Origin of the sequence: Desulfosporosinus metallidurans (assembly GCF_001936615.1) — a bacterium.
GTDB lineage: Bacteria > Bacillota > Desulfitobacteriia > Desulfitobacteriales > Desulfitobacteriaceae > Desulfosporosinus > Desulfosporosinus metallidurans.
Genome location: NZ_MLBF01000038.1, coordinates 1 through 22,600 on the forward strand (window position 1 = coordinate 1; position 22,600 = coordinate 22,600).

The 22,600-nt window shown below is 42.8% G+C and carries 20 protein-coding genes and 1 pseudogene; 9 read left to right on the forward strand and 12 right to left on the reverse strand.

Annotation, left to right across the window (positions count from 1 at the left end; translation table 11 throughout):
• The 7 genes and pseudogenes from DSOL_RS29025 to DSOL_RS18235 form a co-directional block, all read left to right on the forward strand.
• Positions 1-97, forward strand: a pseudogene (locus DSOL_RS29025) (methionine ABC transporter permease); the annotation flags it as partial.
• Between the two features lie 82 nt (positions 98-179).
• Complete coding sequence (locus DSOL_RS18210) at positions 180-1,028, forward strand: MetQ/NlpA family ABC transporter substrate-binding protein (protein ID WP_075366239.1); 849 nt, start codon at positions 180-182, stop codon at positions 1,026-1,028.
• Positions 1,029-1,480: 452 nt separating this feature from the next.
• On the forward strand, positions 1,481-2,095 hold the full coding sequence (locus DSOL_RS18215) for a hypothetical protein (protein ID WP_083642727.1): 615 nt from the start codon (positions 1,481-1,483) through the stop codon (positions 2,093-2,095).
• A 618-nt stretch (positions 2,096-2,713) separates the two neighbouring features.
• A complete protein-coding gene (locus tag DSOL_RS18220) occupies positions 2,714-3,334 on the forward strand; it encodes a hypothetical protein (protein WP_427854431.1) in 621 nt (206 codons plus the stop codon).
• 562 nt (positions 3,335-3,896) lie between these two features.
• Positions 3,897-5,186, forward strand: coding sequence for a sulfite exporter TauE/SafE family protein (locus DSOL_RS18225; protein WP_075366275.1), 1,290 nt, complete (start codon positions 3,897-3,899; stop codon positions 5,184-5,186).
• Positions 5,183-5,893, forward strand: coding sequence for a hypothetical protein (locus DSOL_RS18230; RefSeq protein ID WP_075366240.1), 711 nt, complete (start codon positions 5,183-5,185; stop codon positions 5,891-5,893). Before DSOL_RS18225 ends, DSOL_RS18230 begins: the two co-directional genes overlap by 4 nt.
• A 186-nt stretch (positions 5,894-6,079) precedes the next feature.
• On the forward strand, positions 6,080-6,553 hold the full coding sequence (locus DSOL_RS18235) for a hypothetical protein (protein ID WP_075366241.1): 474 nt from the start codon (positions 6,080-6,082) through the stop codon (positions 6,551-6,553).
• 151 nt (positions 6,554-6,704) lie between these two features.
• On the opposite strand, the gene DSOL_RS18240 is transcribed toward DSOL_RS18235, so the two are convergent.
• From DSOL_RS18240 to DSOL_RS18255, 4 genes are all read right to left on the reverse strand, one after another.
• Complete coding sequence (locus tag DSOL_RS18240; RefSeq protein ID WP_235838885.1) at positions 6,705-8,501, reverse strand: SulP family inorganic anion transporter; 1,797 nt, start codon at positions 8,499-8,501, stop codon at positions 6,705-6,707.
• An 841-nt stretch (positions 8,502-9,342) separates the two neighbouring features.
• A complete protein-coding gene (locus tag DSOL_RS18245) occupies positions 9,343-10,101 on the reverse strand; it encodes an acyl-[acyl-carrier-protein] thioesterase (RefSeq protein ID WP_075366242.1) in 759 nt (252 codons plus the stop codon).
• 29 nt (positions 10,102-10,130) lie between these two features.
• Positions 10,131-11,936, reverse strand: a complete 1,806-nt coding sequence (locus DSOL_RS18250) for an ABC transporter ATP-binding protein (protein WP_075366243.1) — start codon at positions 11,934-11,936, stop codon at positions 10,131-10,133.
• Between the two features lie 245 nt (positions 11,937-12,181).
• Positions 12,182-12,640, reverse strand: a complete 459-nt coding sequence (locus DSOL_RS18255) for a pyridoxamine 5'-phosphate oxidase family protein (RefSeq protein ID WP_075366244.1) — start codon at positions 12,638-12,640, stop codon at positions 12,182-12,184.
• Positions 12,641-12,805: 165 nt separating this feature from the next.
• On the opposite strand from DSOL_RS18255, the gene DSOL_RS18260 reads away from it, so the two are divergent.
• Positions 12,806-13,504: a hypothetical protein gene (locus tag DSOL_RS18260; protein WP_075366245.1), complete on the forward strand. Its 699-nt coding sequence runs from the start codon at positions 12,806-12,808 to the stop codon at positions 13,502-13,504.
• Positions 13,505-13,526: 22 nt separating this feature from the next.
• Here the strand turns inward: DSOL_RS18260 and DSOL_RS18265 are convergent, their stop codons facing one another.
• Genes DSOL_RS18265 through DSOL_RS18275 form a run of 3 tightly spaced genes read right to left on the reverse strand, consistent with a single transcriptional unit; the run spans position 13,527 to position 16,666 of the window.
• On the reverse strand, positions 13,527-14,465 hold the full coding sequence (locus DSOL_RS18265; RefSeq protein WP_083642730.1) for a 3'-5' exoribonuclease YhaM family protein: 939 nt from the start codon (positions 14,463-14,465) through the stop codon (positions 13,527-13,529).
• A gap of 19 nt (positions 14,466-14,484) precedes the next feature.
• Positions 14,485-15,483 carry a helix-turn-helix transcriptional regulator gene (locus DSOL_RS18270; RefSeq protein ID WP_075366247.1) on the reverse strand — a complete coding sequence of 333 codons (999 nt, stop codon included), beginning with the start codon at positions 15,481-15,483 and terminating at the stop codon, positions 14,485-14,487.
• Positions 15,470-16,666, reverse strand: a complete 1,197-nt coding sequence (locus tag DSOL_RS18275; RefSeq protein ID WP_075366248.1) for a helix-turn-helix transcriptional regulator — start codon at positions 16,664-16,666, stop codon at positions 15,470-15,472. The genes DSOL_RS18270 and DSOL_RS18275 overlap by 14 nt, the downstream gene beginning before the upstream one ends.
• Before the next feature lie 84 nt (positions 16,667-16,750).
• Between DSOL_RS18275 and DSOL_RS18280 the strand changes: the two genes are divergently transcribed.
• A complete protein-coding gene (locus tag DSOL_RS18280; protein WP_075366249.1) occupies positions 16,751-17,071 on the forward strand; it encodes a CC/Se motif family (seleno)protein in 321 nt (106 codons plus the stop codon).
• Positions 17,072-17,130: 59 nt separating this feature from the next.
• On the opposite strand, the gene DSOL_RS18285 is transcribed toward DSOL_RS18280, so the two are convergent.
• The 5 genes from DSOL_RS18285 to purM all read right to left on the reverse strand — a co-directional run bounded on the left by DSOL_RS18285 (position 17,131) and on the right by purM (position 22,589).
• The gene (locus tag DSOL_RS18285; protein WP_075366250.1) at positions 17,131-17,685 is read right to left on the reverse strand and encodes a manganese catalase family protein; all 555 of its coding nucleotides are present in this window, start codon (positions 17,683-17,685) and stop codon (positions 17,131-17,133) included.
• 448 nt (positions 17,686-18,133) lie between these two features.
• Positions 18,134-19,414, reverse strand: coding sequence for a phosphoribosylamine--glycine ligase (gene purD, locus DSOL_RS18290; RefSeq protein WP_075366251.1), 1,281 nt, complete (start codon positions 19,412-19,414; stop codon positions 18,134-18,136).
• 6 nt (positions 19,415-19,420) lie between these two features.
• Positions 19,421-20,965, reverse strand: a complete 1,545-nt coding sequence (gene purH / locus DSOL_RS18295; protein WP_075366252.1) for a bifunctional phosphoribosylaminoimidazolecarboxamide formyltransferase/IMP cyclohydrolase — start codon at positions 20,963-20,965, stop codon at positions 19,421-19,423.
• Positions 20,962-21,579 (reverse strand): phosphoribosylglycinamide formyltransferase, encoded by a 618-nt coding sequence (gene purN, locus DSOL_RS18300; RefSeq protein WP_075366253.1) that lies wholly within the window; start codon positions 21,577-21,579, stop codon positions 20,962-20,964. Before purN ends, purH begins: the two co-directional genes overlap by 4 nt.
• Positions 21,576-22,589 (reverse strand): phosphoribosylformylglycinamidine cyclo-ligase, encoded by a 1,014-nt coding sequence (gene purM / locus DSOL_RS18305; RefSeq protein WP_075366254.1) that lies wholly within the window; start codon positions 22,587-22,589, stop codon positions 21,576-21,578. The genes purN and purM overlap by 4 nt, the downstream gene beginning before the upstream one ends.
• Between the last annotated feature and the right edge of the window lie 11 nt (positions 22,590-22,600).

Below are 22,600 nucleotides of genomic sequence, written 5' to 3' on the forward strand. Positions count from 1 at the left end.
AACGGATATTATGATCGTCACCGTCATCATTCTGGTCGTGATCGTTCAGGGCCTACAGTCCTTAGGAACTGCCCTAGCACGTAAACTTTCTCACTAAGTTCAGTAGTACCTGCACTCTCTCACACATACTTATCATTTTCTGCAAACATGGAAAAATCAAATTTTAGGAGGAAAAAAATATGTTCAAGCTTAAGAATCATCGTCTTTTTACCTTATCACTCGTTATCTTGGCTTCTCTCTCCCTTGGTCTTGCCGGGTGTGGAACTTCAACTGCCCCGAAAGCTACGTCTGATACTCCTGCTAAAACCGTACTCAAAGTTGGCGCGACCCCAATTCCCCACGCGGAAATCCTCGAATATGTTAAACCCGCCTTAGCTAAAGAAGGCATTGACCTAAAAATCGTCAGCTACACTGATTATGTCCGACCGAACTTAGACCTAGATTCGGGAGATATTGACGCCAACTTCTTTCAGCACACTCCTTACCTAGACTCCTTTAACAAAGACCATAACTTAAACCTAGTTTCCATCGCCAAAATACACATCGAACCAATGGGCGTCTACTCTAAGAAAATTACAAAAATTGGCCAGTTCAAAAATGGCGATACCATAGCTATCCCCAATGATCCTTCCAACGGCGGTCGGGCCTTAGCCTTACTAGCAAAAGCGGGTCTCCTCCAGTTAAAAGACGGGGTCGGGATCAAAGGAACGGTCAATGACATCGTAGGTAACCCTAAACAACTCAAAATCACCCCGATTGATGCCCCTCAACTTCCCCGTGTTCTTCAAGACCCCAAAGTCGTCGGTGCAGTAATCAACACGAACTACGCTTTAGAAGGTGGACTCAACCCGATTAAAGACTCCCTCTTTACGGAAGACAAAGACTCTCCCTATGCTAATATTTTAGTCGTCAAAGACAGTCGTAAGAGCGATCCAGCTTTGCAGAAGCTAGCGAAAGCTTTGACCTCTCCGGATGTCAAAAAATTCATTGAAGACAAGTACAAAGGATCGATCGTTCCTGCCTTCTAAAATAAAACCATTGCGTTTAATTAACTCTTTATACCCGACATAAATCAAAGAGGACGAAACTCCATGCATCAGGGGATTTCGTCCTCTTTGATTTATGTTCTGAAGACATTTTTGGCTCCATGCTTTAAAGGCCAATGGTTAAGCGTCAAAAAGAAAATCTCTTGGATATACCAAATAGACAAAGAAAAGTAGCAACAGTTATATAACACACTGCGAAACCCTTACAATCAGAACATAAAATAGCTCAATAGTCTAGCGGGTATCCATAGAGTTAATCGATTGTAACCATATCTAATGACTATAGACGCGATGCTTGTAGTAATGCTATTCTTCAATTGCAGGAAATTACAATCTGTTTCTGCAGTAGGCTCACGTTAATGCCAGAATCGGCGACTATCATACCGCCGTAACGTGTTGGTAGTAACCATAATTACTGAAAGGCGGGATTTGTTTTGTCCAGCTTAACACATAATAAAAATACACCTTTAGTTGAGAAGATGAAGAGGGAGTCGGGAGAAAGAACCTTTCCAATTTGGCTATTATTTAACCCCAAACATCCTGTTGTTCGCCACTATATTTGGACACTTGTTTTGACTGAAATTCAGGACAAATTATATAGAGAGCTGCATACAAGGATTGATACCACTAATATTTATATTCGGAACGCTGTTAGCGATAGCAGAATTGTTCCAAATACAGTAACTTGGTGGGGTGCCGAATTAACGACAGAAATAGCTGTGTTCAGGGAGATTGTTATTGAACATCAACCAAAGATTCTAATTTCTTTTGGTTCATTTCCATTTGAATTTGTGAGGCGCGTCTACGGGATCAAACCCGAAAAGGGGCCTAAGTATTGGTGTACTTCTAACTTGGGAGATGAATTTGGAAAATCAATTGAGGACTTTGATGTAACCAAAACCAATAGGATTCCCTTACTTCGCCGCGTGGTAGAGAGTGATAAGTTCATAGAAGATCAACGTTATTTTGAAAATTATTACCATTATGTAGGAACAAAGATAGCTGAAAAGATTATTGAGAACAAGGACAGTCTTAATATTTGGATTTAATAAATGAGATCTAACATTTATGCTCTCTCAAAGTTATAATCTTCCCTACTACAGCCGCTCACCTATCCTCATGTGCTGGAATGTCTCCACTTAAACAGGAAATTTTGCATACCAATCAGCGATATGTGCACGGAAGCAGGGTTCAAACCTGCTTCTTTGTTATTTAGCGTGTTTGAAGTGATATCTTACTACTTGTAAATTCGTTTTTAATGAAAATAGTTAATCACCTTGAGAAGGGACATTTCTGGTCCATTTTAAGGCCTAGTTAAGCGCAAATGAGAGAATCTCTCGAATTTATCGAAGAGACAAAGTGAATTAGTAAAAGCTATATAGCACACTACGAAATCCGTACAATAAGAACATTATATAGCTCAATAGTCTAGCGGAGATCCATAGAGTTAATTGATTGTGACCATATCTAATGACTATAGACGCGATGCTTGTTGTAATGCTAATCTTATATTTGTAAGTAATTTGCAATCTATTTCTGCAGTAGGCTCAAACCATTCTTCACTCCATTAACTGACAGAACTTTGGCTGGATTACGCCGGAGTCGGCGACTATTATACTGCCGTAGGTTATTGGTAGTAACCATAATTACTGAAAGGTGGGATTTGTTTGTCCAGCTCAAAACTTAATAAATATACACCTTTAGTTGACAAGATGAAGAGGGAGTCGGGAGAAAGAACTTTTCCGATTTGGCTATTATTTAATCCCAAACATCCTGTTGTTAGCCACTACATTTGGACACCTGTGTTAACAGAGATACAGGATATGGTATATAGGGAATTGCATACAAGGATTAATACTACTGATATTTATTTTCGAAATGTTGTTAGCGATAGCGCAATAGTTCCCAAAACAGCAAATTGGTGGGGTGCCCAAGTAGGTGCTGAAATAGAGCAGTTCAGAGAAATTGTTCTTGAGCATAATCCAAGAATTCTTATTTCTTTTGGTGCATTTCCATTTGAATTTGTGAGGCGTGTCTACGAGATCAAACCCGAAAAGGGGCCAAAGTCTTGGGGGAATTCTAACTTAGGGGATGAATTCAGAAAATCAATTGAGAACTTTGATATAAACAACACTAATAGGATTCCTTTACTTCGACGCATGGCTTCGAGTGGGAAATACAAAGAAGACCAGAATCAAAATTACTTCGAAAATTACATTCATTATGTGGGTACAAAGATAGCAGAAAAGATCATTGAGAATAAGAATAGCTTTAATATATGGATTTAATAAACGATATTCATTACTAACCGCAATATGCAGTCCCCAAGCCATTGATTTTCATCGATGGCTTTTTTTGACTATAATTATCAACTCTCATTAATTTTTTCAGAAAAACAACTTATCTCATAAAAAATCGACATTGCAATTATAAGTCTCGTTGCTTTAGTTAAAGTGAGATTACATGCCTAAAAGTCAGTATCTCTTTCGTTGTGAGGTTGAGGAGATTCCCTTTATAGAGACACTTGCATCCTTTTTTGCAGGACGAGGTTAATCGTTGACGACAAAATATTCAGAATAGTTTAACTTACGGAATCCGCATAATTAATACAGAAAAACTTAAGTTCTAACGAATATTCAATAGTATATCCTCATTGTGACCATAATTTATGACTATAGACACAAGGGTAGTACTAATGCTAACCTTCAATTGTAAAGAATTATAAACCGTTTTTGCAAGTCTCACACCCTATCAAATAGCGGAGGAGGGGAGCATGTCTGGAACTTAAACCTAATCGAACTTGTGCTATATTTCTCGAAATTAAAATCAATGAAGGAGGGAAAGGTTATGATGAAAAAGTTATACGAATCCATTATGCAAGCCTCGAGGGCGCATGCCCAGTGGGAGATTAAAACTTCTTTAAACATTCTAAAGAACCGGAAAAAACTATTAATACTGTTCGTGATGGCCCTACCCCTACTCATTCCGGCAATGGCCCATGCGGCATCCGTCCTACCGGCCGTTATCGGCGGCAAATCAGCCTACGGCCCGTCCTTTTTTTCAGCATCAACTTTTTATGGTTCCATTGCTGTGGGTGTCATAGCTGGTCTAATCACAGGCTGTATAGGGGCAGGCGGGGGCTTTGTCATCACCCCGGCACTGATGAGCCTTGGAGTAAAGGGTATCCTTGCGGTAGGTACCGACATGTTTCACATCTTTGCTAAGGCCATCATGGGCACAGTCCTCCACAAGAAAATGGGCAACGTCCATTACGGTTTAGCCTTGGCCTTCGTAATAGGCTCTGCAATTGGGGTCACTGGTGGAGGTCAGATAAATCGAGCGTTATTTAACTTCAACCCCGTTTTGAGTGATTTTGTAATAAGTGCTATATACGTGGTTCTGCTGGGATTCTTAGGATTTTTCGCACTAGGTGACTTTTTTAAAACCAGGAAAAGCGCTTCCAAGGACAGTTGCGATGCTCACGGCGGCCCAGTTGGCATGACCTCTCTGGGAGTTAAACTACAATCCATTAATCTTAAACCCATGATTAAGTTTGATCAGGATCTGGGAGGAAGGAAAATTTCGGGTGTGTTTGTAGCAGTTAGCGGAGCTATAGCGGGCTTTTGTGCCTCAATCCTGGGTGTGGGCGGCGGATTCGTAACGTTCCCAATGTTTGTATACGGATTAGGGATTTCCACCGCAACTACCGTGGGAACCGATATATTCCAAATAATTTTCTCAGCTGGTTACGGTTCTATAACGCAGTACGCTTTGTACGGTTATGTTTTCTACACCCTGGCCATGGGTTGTCTATTGGGTTCAATATTTGGCATCCAAATAGGTGCCATCACCACTATGGTGGTCCCTGGCCGGCAGATCAGAGCTTTCTACGCAATTGCAATTCTTGCGGGGTTTATCAATAGGCTCTCTGCTCTACCTGAAAAATTAGGGTCAATGGGTTACATCACCCTGGCCCCTGCCACTGGCGCCCTGATTAGCAATTTAGGAGTATGGATATTTTTCGGGTTGGTTGCCTTTTTCGCCATCTGGATTATCGGAACATTTATTGTTAACCTACCAAAACTTCGAGCCCAATCTGACCCTGAGTTTAAGGCAACTGAAGGAGGTGTTTCTCAATGATTAGAAACGCAAAATCCTTTGCCATCGGTCTTGTACTGCTTCTGAGCTTTGCACTGTGCTATATTGGCATGATGTCACCCAACTTCGGTAACGGAAGAAACGGCTTGAACTACGCCGATGATATGTTTAACTCTTTCTCCAAAGGCTCTTCCAACTTCATCAAAGAGTCCACAAAAATTGCTCAATCCCAAAATGGAACCAACATTAATCTCACTATTAAGGCATCATCAGCTGCCGACGCCGTAAAATGGGGTAAATTGTACACTGGAGCCGGTGCCACTGTAACCATTAAAGATTCCGCACTGACCATCAACGGGGATTTTGGTAGAATTCTAAACTCCGTCGTGACTGACAGCGAATCCATGTACAATAATGATGGTAAAGTAGTAGAAAAAAGATACGGTTACGACCCACGAGAAGCGATCAACAACTGGAACAATTCTTTCAAGAAAATAGATAGCGCACTGAAAACTAAATCGCAGTTTAAAGAAGAAGCTGCCTTGGCCAAAGTGGTTCAAAAAGCACTTGAACCTGGATATAATTACTACGGAGTGGAAATAAAGAAGGTAAGTGATAATAAAAGCAGTCTCGCCTTCCTGCTCAGCTTCTATCTTTTGTACACCGTGTGGTACGGGTTCGGACTCTACTATCTGTTTTCCGGTCTGGGTATAACCGTAACCAAACCGAAGAAGAAAGCCGAGGTTTAAATTGAGAAGGGCGAATAATTAACTTGACCTTTTGTGGCAACTAGTGATCCCGCTGGTGCACCACCAGTTGCCGCAAGAGGTTCCTCACTTAAAATCTAGTAATACAAACCTATGTAAAAAAGTGAAGTTTTGATATGATGTCGATAGGGCATAAACCGAAGCAGGATCAAGAGAGGAGGGTTTACAATGATCGAGGAATCTGCTGATTTTGGGGTCAGGTACACTCGGGGTAGATTTTTAACTGTAGAACCAGTACCAGTATCTCAACTAGAAGGTGAACGCCATTATAAGTTTGAACTATTTAACAATAGGGCTAGGACCAAACGTCCCGTAGCAACTCTTACCACAAGGGTCGGGACAGTTCTCCAAGTAGGCAATGTCAAACCATCATTTATCGGTACTTTGGAGATCAGACCGGATGTGCCATTTAGTCAGGAGGAGCTACAAATGTTACCGGCTGACGTCGCTACACTGATGTTTAGGGTTTTAGGGGGCAATCCAACCGAAGAAAAATTTATAGTTAAAATAACCTGTTCGGTCCTTGATGATCAAGACGAAGAGGAAGTTAAACTAATTTCCGAATCATGGATAGATGGGACAATAAATTTCAAACACTACTCAATTTTTACCGGTCGGTCTGTCATAATGCCTTCAGGATAGTAGTTTCGATTAATTCATCCCCACTTTAAATACCGCCAACAACGTCAGGGAGGACAAAATCCTGTTTATCTTAGATTTTCGTACTCCCTGATGCTCCATCACGAAGAGATGCATCATCCAACCATACAATGGACAGAAGTGTAATCGTTTCCTAGAATGAACTAGTGTTCAAGCCTTTAAATGTTGATTCAGAATCTAATATAGCACACGCAGCTGATTTCTTTGCGATAGCACTAGTTTCACAGTTTAGAACAGCTCTTGCTCTTGCTAACGCGTTGTTGGAAGAGGCGAAAATCTCATTTTCCGACATGAAAATGTTTTCAACATCAATATCAGAAACAAGATTTGAATTCTCAAGCATTGAGCTAAGATCCGACTTTACACCACTAATAATAAGGATTCCGCCTGCTTCCCTTACCATCCTGACAAAAACTTTCAAAGCATTAAGTGATGTCAAATCAATAGCTGAAACATATTTCATTCTTAAGATGAACACTTTGGATTTATCAACCAAGCCATCAAGTTTCTCTTCAAGATCAGATGCCGAACCGAAGTAAAGGTTTCCTTCCAATTGAATGATTAAGATATCTACCTTTTCCTTGACTGTGGTAATTTCTTGCTCAATAATTTGCGATTCTTTCCCTTGTGTCGGGATAAGAATTTTGACAGGTACCTTGTTTGTATCTTTCAGGTACAAGGCAATTGAAAGCGCAATTCCCGTATAAATTGCATAATCAAGGTTAGGGAGCAAAATTGTTGCGATACAGGTTACCCACATGGCAATAGAATCAGATTTCAATTTACCTACTTTGACTACTTTCCTAATTTCCTTTTGGTCGATCAAGTTATATCCAGTCAATATTAGTACTCCCGCGAGGCATGGACTGGGAATATATTTGGCATAAGGAGCAAAGAATACGAGAACTAAGGCAACGGCCACGCCTGATAGGATTCCTGAGAATCTGCTAATTGCCCCGTTGTGATAATTGATTGCAGATCGCGTAAAGGAACCCGAGGCAGGAAAACACTGGAAGAAAGATCCCCCTATATTTGCTATACCCTGTCCGATAAATTCCTGATTAGCATCGATTTTCTGCCTTGAAGTGCTGGCAATGGATTTTGCGATCGATATGGCCTCTACTAATCCTATGACGGCAATCGCAAAAGCCCCACTGAACATATTTTGCATCGAACCAAGGCTGAATTGAACCATCTTGAAGGGGGGCAGGGAGGAAGGAATCGCGCCTGTAAGTTTTACACCCTTCTTTTCTAAAGCAAAAAATATAATGAATATTATAGGAACAGTTATTCCAATTAATGCGCCCGGCAGGTTTTTGTTAATCCTTTTACAAATTAATATAATCGCAATCGTCATAAGCCCCAATCCGAGTGCATATAAGTTAGTTTGGCTTAAATGGGTTATGACGTAATATAATTTTTCCATAGTTGACATATTTGCCGAATTTTTGATTGATATGCTCAATATTGTATTCAGCTGTCCGAGCGCAATCAATACACCCGCCCCGGCAGTAAAGCCTACAATTACAGTATGGGAAACGAAATTTATTACCTTACCCAGCCTAATGACTCCGAAAATGATTTGAAAGAAGCCAACAAGAAACGTCATTAGAAAGAGCAATTGATAGGCGTTTTCAAGTCCCATATAATTCCTCATTGACCCTGCCACAAGTAAACATATCGCATTGGTCGGTCCGGTAACGAGTTGGTTTGAACTTCCAAATATCGAACCGAGAATGGTTGATACTATACCCGTATATAGACCATAAACCGGGTTAACACCCGCGATTAGTGCATAGGCCATACACTGTGGAATTGCCACGACTGCCACAGTCAAGGCCGCAATCAAGTCTTTACTAACATATTCCTTTTTATACTCTCTTATAGTTTCAACGATGGGTATATATTTACTGAGTGTTAAGCTTGACAAACCAATCCCACCTTTCGGTATTATCGTTACTGTTGCCAAGGATCAAATTTCTTAGCTCCTTTCAAGGCAGCTTTTTTTATTCTCCTGATATCATGCAAATCATCGACCGTATTTTGGCCTTTCCAGGAGCCTCGGCCCATTCAGAGAGCAAAACTGAGGTTTGCTTTCCGGCATACGGATCAACTTGTTTTGACATGTTCTCGTCCTCCTTCTCTCGTTTAGAGTAATGTGTGATTTTACTCACAAATAAAGGGTATCACTGTGTAAGCATCATGTCGATAGCATATCAATATGACCATAATCATTTTGCGTTATGGCCAATTCGTTGAAGATTGAGCTAATATAGCGAAATTTGGCCGATCTTATCGTTTCAGATTGGTCTTTGATTTCTTCTCAATGTCCAAGAACATTGTGTAACCCCAAATTCCTCTCTTCTGAGCTCATATAAGAAGGTTTTTAATAGATTTGTGATTGTTGCATCAAAAATGCCAATATTGTAATCTTTGATTATACACAATAGCCCTCGGACACCAAAAAATCCCGAAGAGTGTTTTCTCTCTTCGGGACTTACTAACTTCCTATACAATGATAAATTTCGATTAAGGCTTGTGAATTTAATCATATTCCGAATCTTAGAATGTTCATGGATCTTCGCCGATCAATGGAAACACTCGATAACTCGCAATTAGACCGAGCGGTCGCCCTTCTAAACCATGATTTCACAGAGAAAATCTTAACCCATGAAAAACTTAATCCCCTTAAAATTGCCAGTCTCCTTCTTAGACCATGGGTATCCTTAAAACAGAAAACTACTCGTCGCCAAGTAAAACGGTGACCTTTTTCAATCCCACACCGTTTTGGCGATTGCTAATTCTTGACCCATTTCATCGAGTATTACGTGCCCAAACTCAGGATTTATTTGCTCTAAGCCCTTTACATAGCATTTCGAGCGAATACTCGATCCATACGTTGTTTCCTTCTTGTATATGATCTCAAGGGAGGCAAGATGATTATTCTTGTAGACGTCTTCAGGAATGACTTCGAGCATCCATTGAAGATAATTAGCGTTATTGACATGCCCATTAGTATCAATATCACTGCGTCTGACCAAAAAAGCCTGTTCCCCTTTACTTCCGCCCTCTCCTTCTTTCACAGCGTGTAGCTGATTAAAGTGGTCTTCAATCGCCCGTACTGCGTCCAATCCATAAGCATCACGGAATTCAAGGCCAATTCTTAAAGGTCGCTTTGTCTGGGTATTAATAAATATCCACAAGGACGTCGCTCTACCAATAATCTCCTGTTTGTGATTTCTTATTATAAATTCCCTCGTGGCATAAAAGCGTTCAAAATTAGAAGGCCAGGTTTCAATTATGACCTTTTCTCCATAGATAGGATACCGTTCGATTTGGAGGTTCCAACGATTTAAGATCCAAGCTCGTTGTTCGGTTTTTAAACGTCCTACCCCATATCCGACTGCCTCAGAATGGGCTATGGCTGCGTCCTCCAAATAATGGAGCATAGTTAGGGGCGTGGCCTCCTCAAGAGGGTTGACTTCATGATAATGGACCTCAAATTCAATTCTAAATTTCTGATTACCCACTGTTAAACCACCTACTTTATAACTTGTATTTAGTTTGACTTTATCTGCACTTTAAACTGTGTCTCATAGATCATTCTATAGAGACCGTCTTTTTTAATTAATTCCACATGTTTTCCACATTCCGCCACAGTTCCATTTTCGATCACCAAAATTTGATCCGCTGCTAGAATTGTTGACAATCTATGCGCGATCACAAAACTTGTGCGATCCTTTAACAACGGAACCATGGCTTTTTGAATATACATCTCAGATACAGAATCTAAAGATGAAGTGGCTTCATCAAGAATAATAATTCTCGGGTTTTTTAAAATCACCCTCGCAATAGACACTCTTTGCTTTTCTCCGCCCGACAGCTTAATGCCTCTATTCCCCACCAAGGTTTTATAGTTATCCGGTAACGTCATGATAAAATCATGAATATGCGCTGCTTGACATGCCTTAATGATTTCTTCCTCCGAGGCATCTTTTTTCCCGTATTTCAAATTTTCTTCGATTGTATCATTAAAAAGATAGGGTTCTTGCATAACAGTTCCTATCTGCTTTCGAAGGGACTCCAAGGTTACATCTCTTATATCCTGACCATCTATTTTTATGCTTCCTTTTTCTACTTCATATAGTCTGGGAATTAAATTGGTAATGGTGGTTTTCCCTGCGCCGCTGGAACCCACTAAAGCCACCATAGTTCCTGGATTTACTGAAAAACTAATATCCTCTAAAACTCTAATCTGACGGTTGTAAGAGAAATAAACCTTTTCAAAGTCAACCTTGCCCTTTATCAACTCTAAACTAGTAGAACCCAGCCTATTTTCAATCTCCTGTTTCTGATCGAAATACTCAAAAATTCTTTGAAATAAGGCCAAAGACCTTGTTACATCAATATGAATATTTGAAAGTTGTGAGACGGGCAGATAAAGTCTGCCGAGTAGCGCTACAAAGGCGATGATGCTACCTATTGTTATCTCGCCTTTAATATATAAATACCCACCATAAAAGTAGATAAGCATCGGTCCAATGGAAATAAATGTGGTTATCGTCATTCTAAACCATCTACCTACAACAGACTCCCTAATTTGCAGGCTGATAACCTCTTCGTTTGTCTTTTCGAATTTCTCATATTCGTCCTTTTCTTTGGTAAACACTTTGGTAAGTATGGTTCCACTGATACTAAGGGTCTCCTGAATAATCTGGTTAAGTTCGCTTATTTTTTCTTGACTCTTTGTGGCTATTTTCCATTTTACTTTTCCTACTTTTCTCGTAGGGATTATAAACGTTGGTAGGATGATCATGCCAACGATGGCGAGCTTCCAGTTCATCATTATTAAGACAACAGCCGTAGAAAAAAGAACAAAAAGACTACTAAGAGCATTGACCACAGTTGAGTTGAAAATATCCTGAATTCCATCGACATCGTTCGTTATTCTAGTAATAATCTCCCCAGGCTTGGCAGCGGAATAAAAATTCAAGGACATATGCTGCAAATGGGAGTACATTTGATTTTTCATGTTTAATACTATATGTTTTGAAATCCAAATGCTTAAGTAGGACTGTGCTACTTGCAAGAGTCCAAGGAGTATCGTGATAACTATTGAAATAACAATATAGAACGTCAAGATTTTTAAATCTTTTTGTGGTAAGGCTCTGTCTATTATTGTTTTAATCAATATCGGAGGGACAAGCCCAAGTACGGAAGTTGCTATTATTGAGCCAATGACCAGAAGCATTTGTATCCAATAGGGAGTAAAATACCTCAATATTCTGGCTAACATTTTTTTCGTAACCTTAGGCATTTCTACTTTTTCATCAGCAAATCTCATTCTGCCGATCCCTTGTTTCATATAATCAGCTCCTATAACCTTGACAACTGCTAAGCTTCAATAATTATATCATAGTTGCAGACTTATGGAATTGCATGATAAAGGTCATAAAGAAAACTTGGCTGGCGCCAAGCCTTAGCGAAGGCGGCCGCCTTAGTTGCACTGATGCGCTGGCCAAGGATGGCGAGAGGGGACCCACCCGAAACTTATGCTTTCTGACTGGTATGAAAAATGCCAACCCATTCATGGATTGGCATTTTTCTATATTAGTAACCCGACTTTTTACCCATCATCGAACTAATGCTCAATTTAAAAAGAGTGACCCCTGACAACGCGGCATCCTCAATGGCCGCCTTTTCATCCGTATAATGCTGCATGATGATTTTCATTCCCTCTCGCTTAGCATCTAAATCCTCTATGAACTCTACCTCGCCAAAACCAATGACACTCTGATACCGCATTGTCCAGTTACACGGCAGCTCATTGGGAACAATTTGGGTTTCAACCTCCACTTCAAAACAGGCTTGAGGGTTTTCTCGCAGGATCATTAATTTAAGGCCTGCTTGTGAGGAATGAAAATATAACGCTTTATTCTCGTATCCAAAACTCATTGGAACTATGTAGGGCATATTTTCATAGGATACGGCTAATCGACACACCTGAGCCTTCTTCATAATCTCATCGATGACTTCTTGTTCAGTGATTTCTTTATCTTTTCGTTGCATGTCTTTTCCCTCTTCTCAAATGGTTTGTCATGCCAAATTATGCATATATCAGATTTTTCTGTTTATTTATAGGGACGAGCAAAATTTCTAGGATAGAACCCCACAAATAACATAAACTACACCACAGAACACTCTAATCCTTATGCTACGGAGGAGGTGCCTTCGATGACTCACAGGGATCATAAAAAATCCACGCCGATATCTGTACATCCTGAACTGCGGCGCAACTTGCTTACCAATCCGACTCATGAATCTCTAAGCACGATTATTGAATATCAACTTTTTGATCAACCCTATCCACCTCTCGTGGACGATATTCTCTGCCTATTACCCTATTGGGAGCAGCAGGCCTGTGAAGGGAACGTGGTATTAGCTGCCTTGATTCAGTACCTGACACAACGCTCCCCCCACTTTATCAAAAACGAGCCCATGATTCAAGCAAATCTCCTACGAATTCGAATTTTAGCCTCAACACCAGGGATCTTCTCCTTTCCACCGTATGAAATTCAAGAACATCTCGTTCAATTCTTGCAAACGGCTGACGTCTTAGCCGACCTTCCAACCTTAGAGGTGGTGTCCTTTTCGTCCGCTGAAATTACTCCCCTCGCATCTGACCTAACCCGTTTTCGCCTAACTCCTCACAGCCGACGCTATATACAGAACTTATTTCATGCTGAACGACGTGAAGCCGTACTATCTGTTCTAGCCCATATTGCGAAACTATATCCCATAATTTCTACCTGTCGAAAAGCCTATGCCCTCATGCTTTCACTCGATAATCCCGACATCTGGGGTAAACACCCCTTCTGCCTACGCCTCATCGCCAATCGTTTCTGGGACTATCAATTAGATGAATGCAAATGAAATTGGCGTCACTTCCCCCCCGCTACTTCAAATAAATACTACGTTCCATACTGGGAATATAAGGGGACCACTCATCATCTGGATGGTTCTCTTTAGCATGTTGAAACTGAAAGAATTCAGCATCCATGAGATCCGCGTAATGGATCACAAAAGCTTCCATCAATTTCGGTCGTTTAGGGGATTGCCATTCATATCTTCCATGATGGCTTGTTATAAGGTGCAGTAACTTTGAGCGCAGCTGACGCGGAAAATCTGGAATCTTAGCAATTTCCTCAGTAACGAGTTCAATTCCTAAGACTATGTGCCCCAACAGCCGCCCTTCCGTTGTAAACTTAATTCCCCGCTCATACGAATACTCAGCAATCTTTCCCACATCATGCAAAAGCGCCCCCGTCATGACCAAGTCGCGATCCATTTCAGGATAGTGCCCGGCAATCCCATCCGCAAGCTCTGCCACTCTAACGCTGTGTTCCCAGAGTCCACGCAGATAGGCCTGATGGACTTTCATGGCTGCAGGGGCTTGCCGATAAGCTTTTCCCCATTCCGGATGGGCTAAAAGTTGTTGCAGCAAGGCCCTTAATTCCGGTTGCCTGATCCGCTCTAAAATCGTCGTTAATCGCTTTTCCAACTCATCCGCTGTGACCGGTGAACTCGGCAATAGATCGGACAAGTCCACATCTTCCACGGGAATCACGCGAATCGTTTCAATAGTTAGATCCAATGTTCCACGATACTCGGAAGCAACCCCTTTGACGCGAAAGATATCCTGATCTTTTAACCAAGCAAGAACTTGCGGACTATAATCCCACATTTTCCCTTGAATTATACCCGATCGGTCTTGGCACGATAAGGAAAGATAAGCTCCAGGCTTTTGCCGAAAGGGGACTTCTTTCCACTCATTGACCAGTAAAGTTCCTTCAAACCGTTCACCATTTTTACAATCTTTCAGCACTAAGCTCATCCTCTCTTTAGCGGACCTTTTATGAATAGTGTAACAGAGTATGGAGACGTTTCGATGAATAGTTCTTTAACGTTTCTCGAACCCGCTCAAGAATAAGTCCGCGAAGTTCTTCCGGCTCTAAAATTTCAGCTGCCGATCCGAACCCTAAAACCCAAGTAATAAATTCGTTGACCCCAATGATGTTATCTTCAAAGAGAAGCGAACCGTCATCTAATGTTGTTAATTCACTTACGCGATGAGCTACGTCTTTACGTACTTTCTCAAGGGTTTGCGAACGGTTGATAAAGCGTACTTTGACCCGGATTAAATCTCCATATTCCATCCCCCAACGTGGCCCAAACCAAGCCTTAAGGGAAAAACCTTCCGGATAGATAAACAATTCATTGGTTTCCTTCACTTCTTGAATGTTGTTCATATGAAAGGTTTTAATAATATCTCCGTGCCGGGCAACCAAATACCAATTTCTTAAACGTGAATAGTAGACAATACCCAAGGGATCCATAGTAATTTCACGACCATTAAATACTATTTTCAGGCGCTGGTTATTACGAGTTGCGGTTTCAATCAGGGGAAATGTTTTCCCCTGAATAGGTTGTATGGGGGTGAATTCCCCTTTAATATAGCGATAGGTTTCTTCCTCTTCCAACTCAAATCCAGACAAAATTTTCTCCCTTAACCCTTCTTTTAGAGCATTCTCTTCTTGAAGAAAATCGAGTGTACCCAAGACCCCGACCGCCTCGCGTACGTTCAGGTGAATGGGAGTGTAACGTTTTTCCGCAGCAGCCATAAACCATTTAACCTCAGGCTGAAACAGCTCCTCCCCATATTCATCGCTTTCTTCATCGTGATCCGTAAACAAGGGAATCGAATTTTCAATCGAAAAAGCCAACATTTTTAAATCCTGCTTCATAGTCCCCCAAGGAACACCGCAAGCATCCGCTAAGGCTCTCCCGGATACCCCGTCAGGATGGGACTCAATGAAGGCTAGAATCTTTTCCATACGTTCAATCGAGTTCAAGCGATCCACCCCCATACATTTGTTGGAGTCGCATAAATTCCTCCACTACCTTTTTGCGGAGTGCCGAAGGTTCAATAACCTCTGCCCCCGCGCCGAACCCTCGAAGCCAAACCGCTAACTCATCAAGTCCTTCAACTTGATCTCTCATCAACAGACCGTCTTCATCCTCTGTTAAGATACAGGTTTCTCGATTGGTTAATTCCGCTCGTACACGACTTAAGGTTGAATAATGATCATAAAAACGTATAACTACAGGTACTGGTTTTTGATCCCGATAAACTCCCCAAGCATATTGGTACCATGTATGTAAATCAAACCCTTCCACTGCAGGGAATAACTCCGTCAACAGGGTAACATCCAAAATTCGATTTACCAAATACGTTTTAATCATTTGATCTTGTTCGTCCTGAGCAACAAGATACCAATTATCTAGGACCCAATAATAGACGATCCCCAATGGGTAAAGTCTAAGTTGGCGCGCTGGTTCCTCTTCTTTGCGATAGAGGATATTGACTTTACATTTATTGCGCGCCGCTTCTTCAAGTTGAAAACAACACTGGCTGCGATGGATGTCTTGGATCGGTGTTCTCCCGTGAACAAACATAGTTTCACGAGTATTGGCATCCTCCCCAATCGATAGTTTCAATTTTGCTTCGAGGGATTTCATTTCGTCTGGGATGGGAGCTAAGGCCCGTGCGACGTTTAGCGCTTCGAACAGAAGTGTTTTTTCTCGATCCTCTAACTGAAGAGGAGGGAGTATGAGTTCCGATCGAACCACATACTCTTCCCCCTTTCGTGTGATGAGGTTCTTCTTCTCCAGATCTTTCATAGCCCGTTCCAATGTTTTGCGGCTAATTTCTTCTTCATCCCCGCGATTAAACCGCTTATAGATTTCTGTAATGTTTAACCCTCGAAAGGCGGAGGTTAACATCCGCAAGATTTCCATTTGCCGAAGCGTCGCCGACTTTACAGGCATAACCCCATTCCAGCCGCTCGAATGCAGATAAAGCATCCCTTGTGAATCTTGTTTAAAATGAAAGCCGTTGTCCTTCATCTCGTCAAAATCCCTCAAAATCGTAACTAGGCCGATCTCAAGGCTCTTTGCCAGGCTAAGGCAAGAATGTACCCATGGTTCTGTCGCAATATCTTTGACGATTTTGCGTTGACGCATTAATTTATCCAAACTGAATACCCCCAAATCACTTGCAACCGAAAGCAGACATGTTAAAATGAGATAAAGTTAAACGATCGAGGAGATGAACCCATCGTGGATCTTGACCTTAAAGCGAACATGAAGATGAAGATTAACATTACACAGAGGGCCATGGAATTCCTTCAAAGGACTAAAAAAGTTGAACTTTACGTCGAAAACATAGTCGTTTCACAGTGCTGTATTCCCCTGTCTACTCCCCCAAGTGTACGTAAAGGACGCCCTCGCAAACCAGAGGATTTTTACGCATATGACGTAGAGGGTATTACTGTGTATTATGACCGTAATCTCATCAACAAGTCGGAACTTACCATTGATGCTCAAGGATACGGATTTGTCAGAGGGCTTTTCGTTTCAGATTGGGTTATAAAATACTAAAGTCGGCCTTCAGGCCGACTTTTCAACGTCATAAGAACGTAACGTTCTTTCGCTTATTATTACTCCAAGACTTGCAAACTCATCTTATACTCGTAAATCAACTCGTTGTATTCCTCCGGCGAATTAGATTCGCAGATTAACATCTGTGCTTTTTGCAACAAACGTTTATGTACTTCTTCCCTAGTGATCAGAAAATTAATCATCCGCTTCATATTTGGATCCGTGGTCATCTCCAGATGTTGACGATATAGTTGGCTAGCCCTAGTTTCTGCCTGTACATCCACCTGCAGCATGTCGATAGAATCAATACTTTGATCAATATAGTTGATCACCCATGGGGCCCCTTGAGAATTTATACAGGTAAGCGGTGGCCCTCCTAATTTAAGAATCGCTACAGATATTAGTTCCATATGTCCTAGTTCTTCTGCAGCGATTAACCCAAGTAATTCTCGAATATATCGATTTGACATATTGGATCGATGGTTTAAGTACTGAATTGACGATGATAATTCACTATTTCTACCCGCATAATGTTCGAGTAACACCTTGGCAAATATCGGATCCTGACGTTCAACATATATTGGATAGAATAAATGCTTGCGATAATTAAACACGTTTATCCCTCCTCGTATAATAAAATTAGTTCCTCTTATAAGGCGTATCCTGCCTTTATTATATGAAAATGGGATTCCAGTGGTCACAACTATCACGTCACACTTCTCATCCATCGCTCATAAACTACTTTGAGGATGTGAACGAGAGTGATGTTGCGTTGTCCAAATTGCCAGAGCCTAGACCATTTAAGCAAGTGGATTCAATATACGGCTCAAACCTTAAAAATGAATATTATTCTAGCCGCCAATAGCGCAATTTATGTCTGTCCGAAATGCCTTAATTCATCTCCAAGTAAAGTCCTCCCCCGTATCGATCATTAAAGGTAGGCAAATTTAAACTTCACGCGGAAAACATAAAACTAGAGGCTTTTCAGAAATTCAATGAATTAATGAGAAGCCTCTAGTTTTTAAAACCAATGTGTTCAAGCAAAGCAAGAATATTTTTAGTTTAAAGCCCTTTAACTCCAATATCTCGACGATAATGAGCCTTGGGAAAATCAACTTGATCCACGATTGCATATACCTTTTCCCGTGCCTGCTGGAGCGTTGTCCCTTCAGAAGTTATCCCTAGCACCCGACCACCACTGCTCAGAATCTGTCCCTCACTTATTTCCGTTCCGGCATGGAAGATGACCGAGTCCTGATCTTGGAGCTCAGGTAGGTGAATGGGGACTCCCTTAGCATAAGCCGAGGGATAACCAGGAGCCGCCATGACAACACAAACGGCCACTTCCTCTTTCCACTCCAGCTGAACCTCGGACAAACGTCCCTCCGTACAGGCCCAAAGAATAGGCAAGAGATCGGATTTTAGTCGTTTCATCACAACTTGCGTCTCCGGATCACCAAACCGAACATTGTATTCCAATATTTTCGGGCCCTTCTGAGTCAACATTAGTCCCAGAAAAAGCACGCCTTGAAACGGAGCCCCTCGTTCTCGCATAACCTTTAAGGTCGGGGAAACAAGGTCGTGCATGACGATATCTTCAAGTTCAGACGTCCAAATTGGAGGAGGACTATAAGTTCCCATTCCCCCAGTGTTAAGCCCCAGATCGCCATCTAAGGCCCGTTTGTGGTCTTGAACTGGAACCATAGGACGCGCCGTTACTCCGTCTGAAAAACAAAGCAAACTGATTTCTTCCCCTTCCAGAAACTCTTCAATGACCAGCTTCCTGCCTGCCGAGCCAAAGCCACCCTCCATGATTTCATCCACTGCCTGGAGAGCTGTTTCTAAATCCATTGCCACAATAACACCCTTGCCAGCGGCTAACCCATCCGCCTTTAAAACGCAAGGTGCTCCGATGGTTCTCACGTAAGTCTTCGCTTGCTCTGGATCTTCAAACATTTCCCACTCTGCAGTTGGGAGCTTCGCACTTTTCATAATGGTTTTAGCAAAAGACTTACTCCCCTCAAGCTGAGCTGCCGCCTGGGTCGGCCCGAAAATTCTCAGACCTGCCTTTTGAAAGGCATCCACAATCCCTAAGCTCAAGGGGTCTTCTGGTCCGACAAGAGTTAAATCAATCCTCTTTTGGAGTGCAAAGTCCACTAACGCTGAAATGTCATGAGCAGAGATTGGAACATTCCATAAAGTGGTTCCTGCGTTCCCCGGCGCAACAAAGAGAGATTCTAGTTCGGGGCTTTGCGCCAACTTCCAAGCTAGAGCATGTTCCCGTCCTCCGCTGCCTACGATTAACACGCGTTTGTTGCCCACTGCCTCACCTCGTTTCCCCATCGATGTTTAATGTTGAAAATGTCGTCGATGCGTAAAGACCATGATCATTTTCAGCCGATTAGCAGCTTCAATGACCGAAGCATCGTGAATGGATCCGCCCGGTTGAACGATTGCCCGAATCCCGGCCTTGGCCGCCTCTTCAACAGAGTCAGGGAAGGGGAAGAACGCATCGGAGGCTAAATAACCCCCTTTAACCTTATCTCCTGCTTGTTCAATGGCAATCTTAACCGATCCCACCCGATTCATCTGTCCAGCCCCTACACCCAGGGTCTGTTCATGATTTGTAACCACAATGGCGTTCGACTTGACATGTTTTACAACCCGCCAAGCGAAATCAAGCGCTGATAGATCCTCTTCAGTAGGTTTAGTGTCTGTCACAATGTCCCATTCGCTGACTGGGGTTGTCCCTCGATCAACTTCTTGAACGAGATATCCCCCGTCAATACTTTTAAGCATCCAGCCTTGCTTCGTTTTTTCAGTGTCTCCTCTTCTAACCACAAAGAGCCTAAGATTTGTTTTTGCGCTCAGTATTTCTCGGGCTTCGGGACTGAACTCCGGTGCAATGATAACTTCATAGAAACACTCTTTAATCTGATCTGCACAATCCCCGTCAACCACCCTGTTAAAGGCAATTATCCCTCCGAAAGCGGAAACCGGATCAGCTGCAAAGGCACTCTGATAGGCCTCGAGAGGGGTCTTGCCCAAAGCGACTCCGCATGGGTTAGAGTGTTTAATAATCGTGGCCGCACACGCTTCAAACTCCTTCACAATCTTCCAAGCGGCATCCATATCGGCCCAATTATTGTAAGACAGTTCTTTACCTTGAAGCTGATGCCCACTGGCCAAGCTTCCTTCTGGAGCTTCCGAATTGATATAAAAGGCTGCCTTTTGCTGTGGATTTTCTCCATAACGCAGCTCTTGTACTTTTTGAGCCGTTAGACGCAGAGTTGTCGGGAAACCATCTAGGGTCTGAAGCTGTCGTTCTAAGTACCCCGCGATGAGTCGATCATACTCCGCCGTGTGAGCAAACGCTTCGGCAGCGAGTCGCTTGCGCATACCCGCCGAAACAGTTCCCGTTTCTCTCAGCACGTTCAGAACTTCTCCATAGGATTTTGGATTAACCAGAACAGTAACCCGTCCATGATTTTTGGCTGCGGCACGAACCATCGTCGGCCCGCCCACGTCAATATTTTCAATCGCCTCTTCGAAGCTTACCCCAGGTTTAGCGATCGTCTCCCGAAACGGATAAAGATTAACCACCACTAAATCGATAAAACCAATTCCGTTTTTCTCCATTTGTTCACGATGTTCCACACTGTCCCGTGCTAAAATCCCCCCGTGAATCAAAGGGTGGAGCGTCTTAACTCGGCCGTCCAAGACTTCTGGGAATCCCGTAACCTCACTGACATATTTCACGGGAACATTGGCCTCATCCAGTGCTTTATACGTTCCCCCAGTTGAAATCAATTCAAACCCTAATTCCACCAGCCCACTCGCAAAAGCAACAAGTCCCGTCTTATCTGAAACACTTATGATCGCTCTTCGTTTCATGCCAACCCCTCTTTCTGCAAAATCTGAACCCGGCGCCCAGTCCTCTCCACTTTTCCTAAAACCAAAAGACGGACAGCCTCCGGATAAATACGATGCTCCACAACTAAGATTCTCTGAGCTAAACTCTCTTCCGTATCCCCTGGTAGCACAGGTACCGCTTCCTGTAAAATAATCGGGCCGCTATCCAAACCTTCATCCACTAAATGCACCGTACACCCGCTCACCTTGACCCCATACTCAACGGCCTGGCGCTGGGCATGGAGACCTGGGAAAGCTGGAAGAAGCGAAGGATGGATATTCACAACTGGAAAATTGGCTTGACGAATAAACTCTGAACCCAAGACCCTCATATACCCCGCCAAAAGTAATAGTTCCACCCGATTTTCCCTCATCCAGATCAAGAGATCCTCCTCTTGGGCTTGTCGATGAGGATAATCCCTAACTAGAAAAACGCGGGTAGGGATTCCTGCCGCCTCGGCTCGTTTGAGCGCGCCAGTCTCTAATTGATCCGATCCCACAGCCACGATTTCGATCGGGAGACTACCATTTTGGCAGGCCTCAATTAAGGCCTGAAGATTACTCCCTCGACCCGAGGCCAGTATTGCGGTTCTCAATAGGATACACCTTCTCCTAGTACGACACTCCCTATCACAAAGCTTTTTTCTCCTAAATCAGCAAGCTTTCGGCTCACTGCACCCACATCTTCTGGGCGGACTATAAGGACAAAACCAATACCCATATTAAAGGTCCGATACATTTCCGGCCAGTCCACTTCTCCTAAACGTTGCAGCAAGGTGAAAATTGGAGGACGATCCCATGCTGAGGTGTCAATCTTAACTCCAAGACCAGCTGGCAAAACCCGGGGGACGTTATCCGTTAACCCTCCCCCCGTAATATGGGCCATGCCTAGAACTTCTCCCTCTTGAAGAAGCGGCAAAATCGATTGCACATAAATTCGCGTCGGACGAAGTAAGGCCTCTCCCAACGGTTCACCTAACTCTGGAAACACTTCCTCCAAAGAATAGGGTTCAAATACTTTCCGAGCCAAGGAATACCCATTACTGTGAAGCCCTGTAGAAGGTAAGCCCATGAGCACATCCCCAACTCGAATCTTTGAGCCATCAATTAACTGATTCCGATTCACGACGCCCACTGAAAACCCTGCAATATCATACTCATCCTCGGCATAGAAACCTGGCATTTCGGCCGTTTCTCCCCCAATCAATGCGCAGCCGGCCATTTCACACCCTCTCGCAACCCCACCTACAACCTTAGCGACCCGTTCAGGCGCCACTTTTCCCACAGCAAGATAATCGAGAAAAAACAAAGGCTCTGCTCCTTGAACCAAGATATCATTGACACACATAGCCACCGCATCTTGACCAATGCTATCATGCCGATTCATTTGAAAAGCCAGGCGCAACTTTGTTCCCACGCCATCCGTTCCAGAGACAAGAACTGGGTCCGGATATTTGCCCAGATCCAGTTTAAAGAGTCCACCAAACCCTCCAAGCCCACCGAGAACTTCCGGACGAAGTGTCCGAGCAACCGCTGGTTTGATGCGTTCCACGACTTCATTTCCTGCTTGAATGTCAACGCCCGCATCTCGGTATGAGTATCCCAACGTTTATATCC

Bases quoted from the DNA above. Each gene is read 5' to 3' on its own strand.
- DSOL_RS18210 (WP_075366239.1), top strand. From the start codon at position 180: ATGTTCAAGCTTAAGAATCATCGTCTTTTTACCTTATCACTCGTTATC.
- DSOL_RS18225 (WP_075366275.1), top strand. From the start codon at position 3,897: ATGAAAAAGTTATACGAATCCATTATGCAAGCCTCGAGGGCGCATGCC.
- DSOL_RS18230 (WP_075366240.1), top strand. From the start codon at position 5,183: ATGATTAGAAACGCAAAATCCTTTGCCATCGGTCTTGTACTGCTTCTG.
- DSOL_RS18235 (WP_075366241.1), top strand. From the start codon at position 6,080: ATGATCGAGGAATCTGCTGATTTTGGGGTCAGGTACACTCGGGGTAGA.
- DSOL_RS18250 (WP_075366243.1), bottom strand. From the start codon at position 11,936: ATGAAACAAGGGATCGGCAGAATGAGATTTGCTGATGAAAAAGTAGAA.
- DSOL_RS18255 (WP_075366244.1), bottom strand. From the start codon at position 12,640: ATGCAACGAAAAGATAAAGAAATCACTGAACAAGAAGTCATCGATGAG.
- DSOL_RS18260 (WP_075366245.1), top strand. From the start codon at position 12,806: ATGACTCACAGGGATCATAAAAAATCCACGCCGATATCTGTACATCCT.
- DSOL_RS18265 (WP_083642730.1), bottom strand. From the start codon at position 14,465: ATGAGCTTAGTGCTGAAAGATTGTAAAAATGGTGAACGGTTTGAAGGA.
- purD (WP_075366251.1), bottom strand. From the start codon at position 19,414: ATGGGGAAACGAGGTGAGGCAGTGGGCAACAAACGCGTGTTAATCGTA.
- purH (WP_075366252.1), bottom strand. From the start codon at position 20,965: ATGAAACGAAGAGCGATCATAAGTGTTTCAGATAAGACGGGACTTGTT.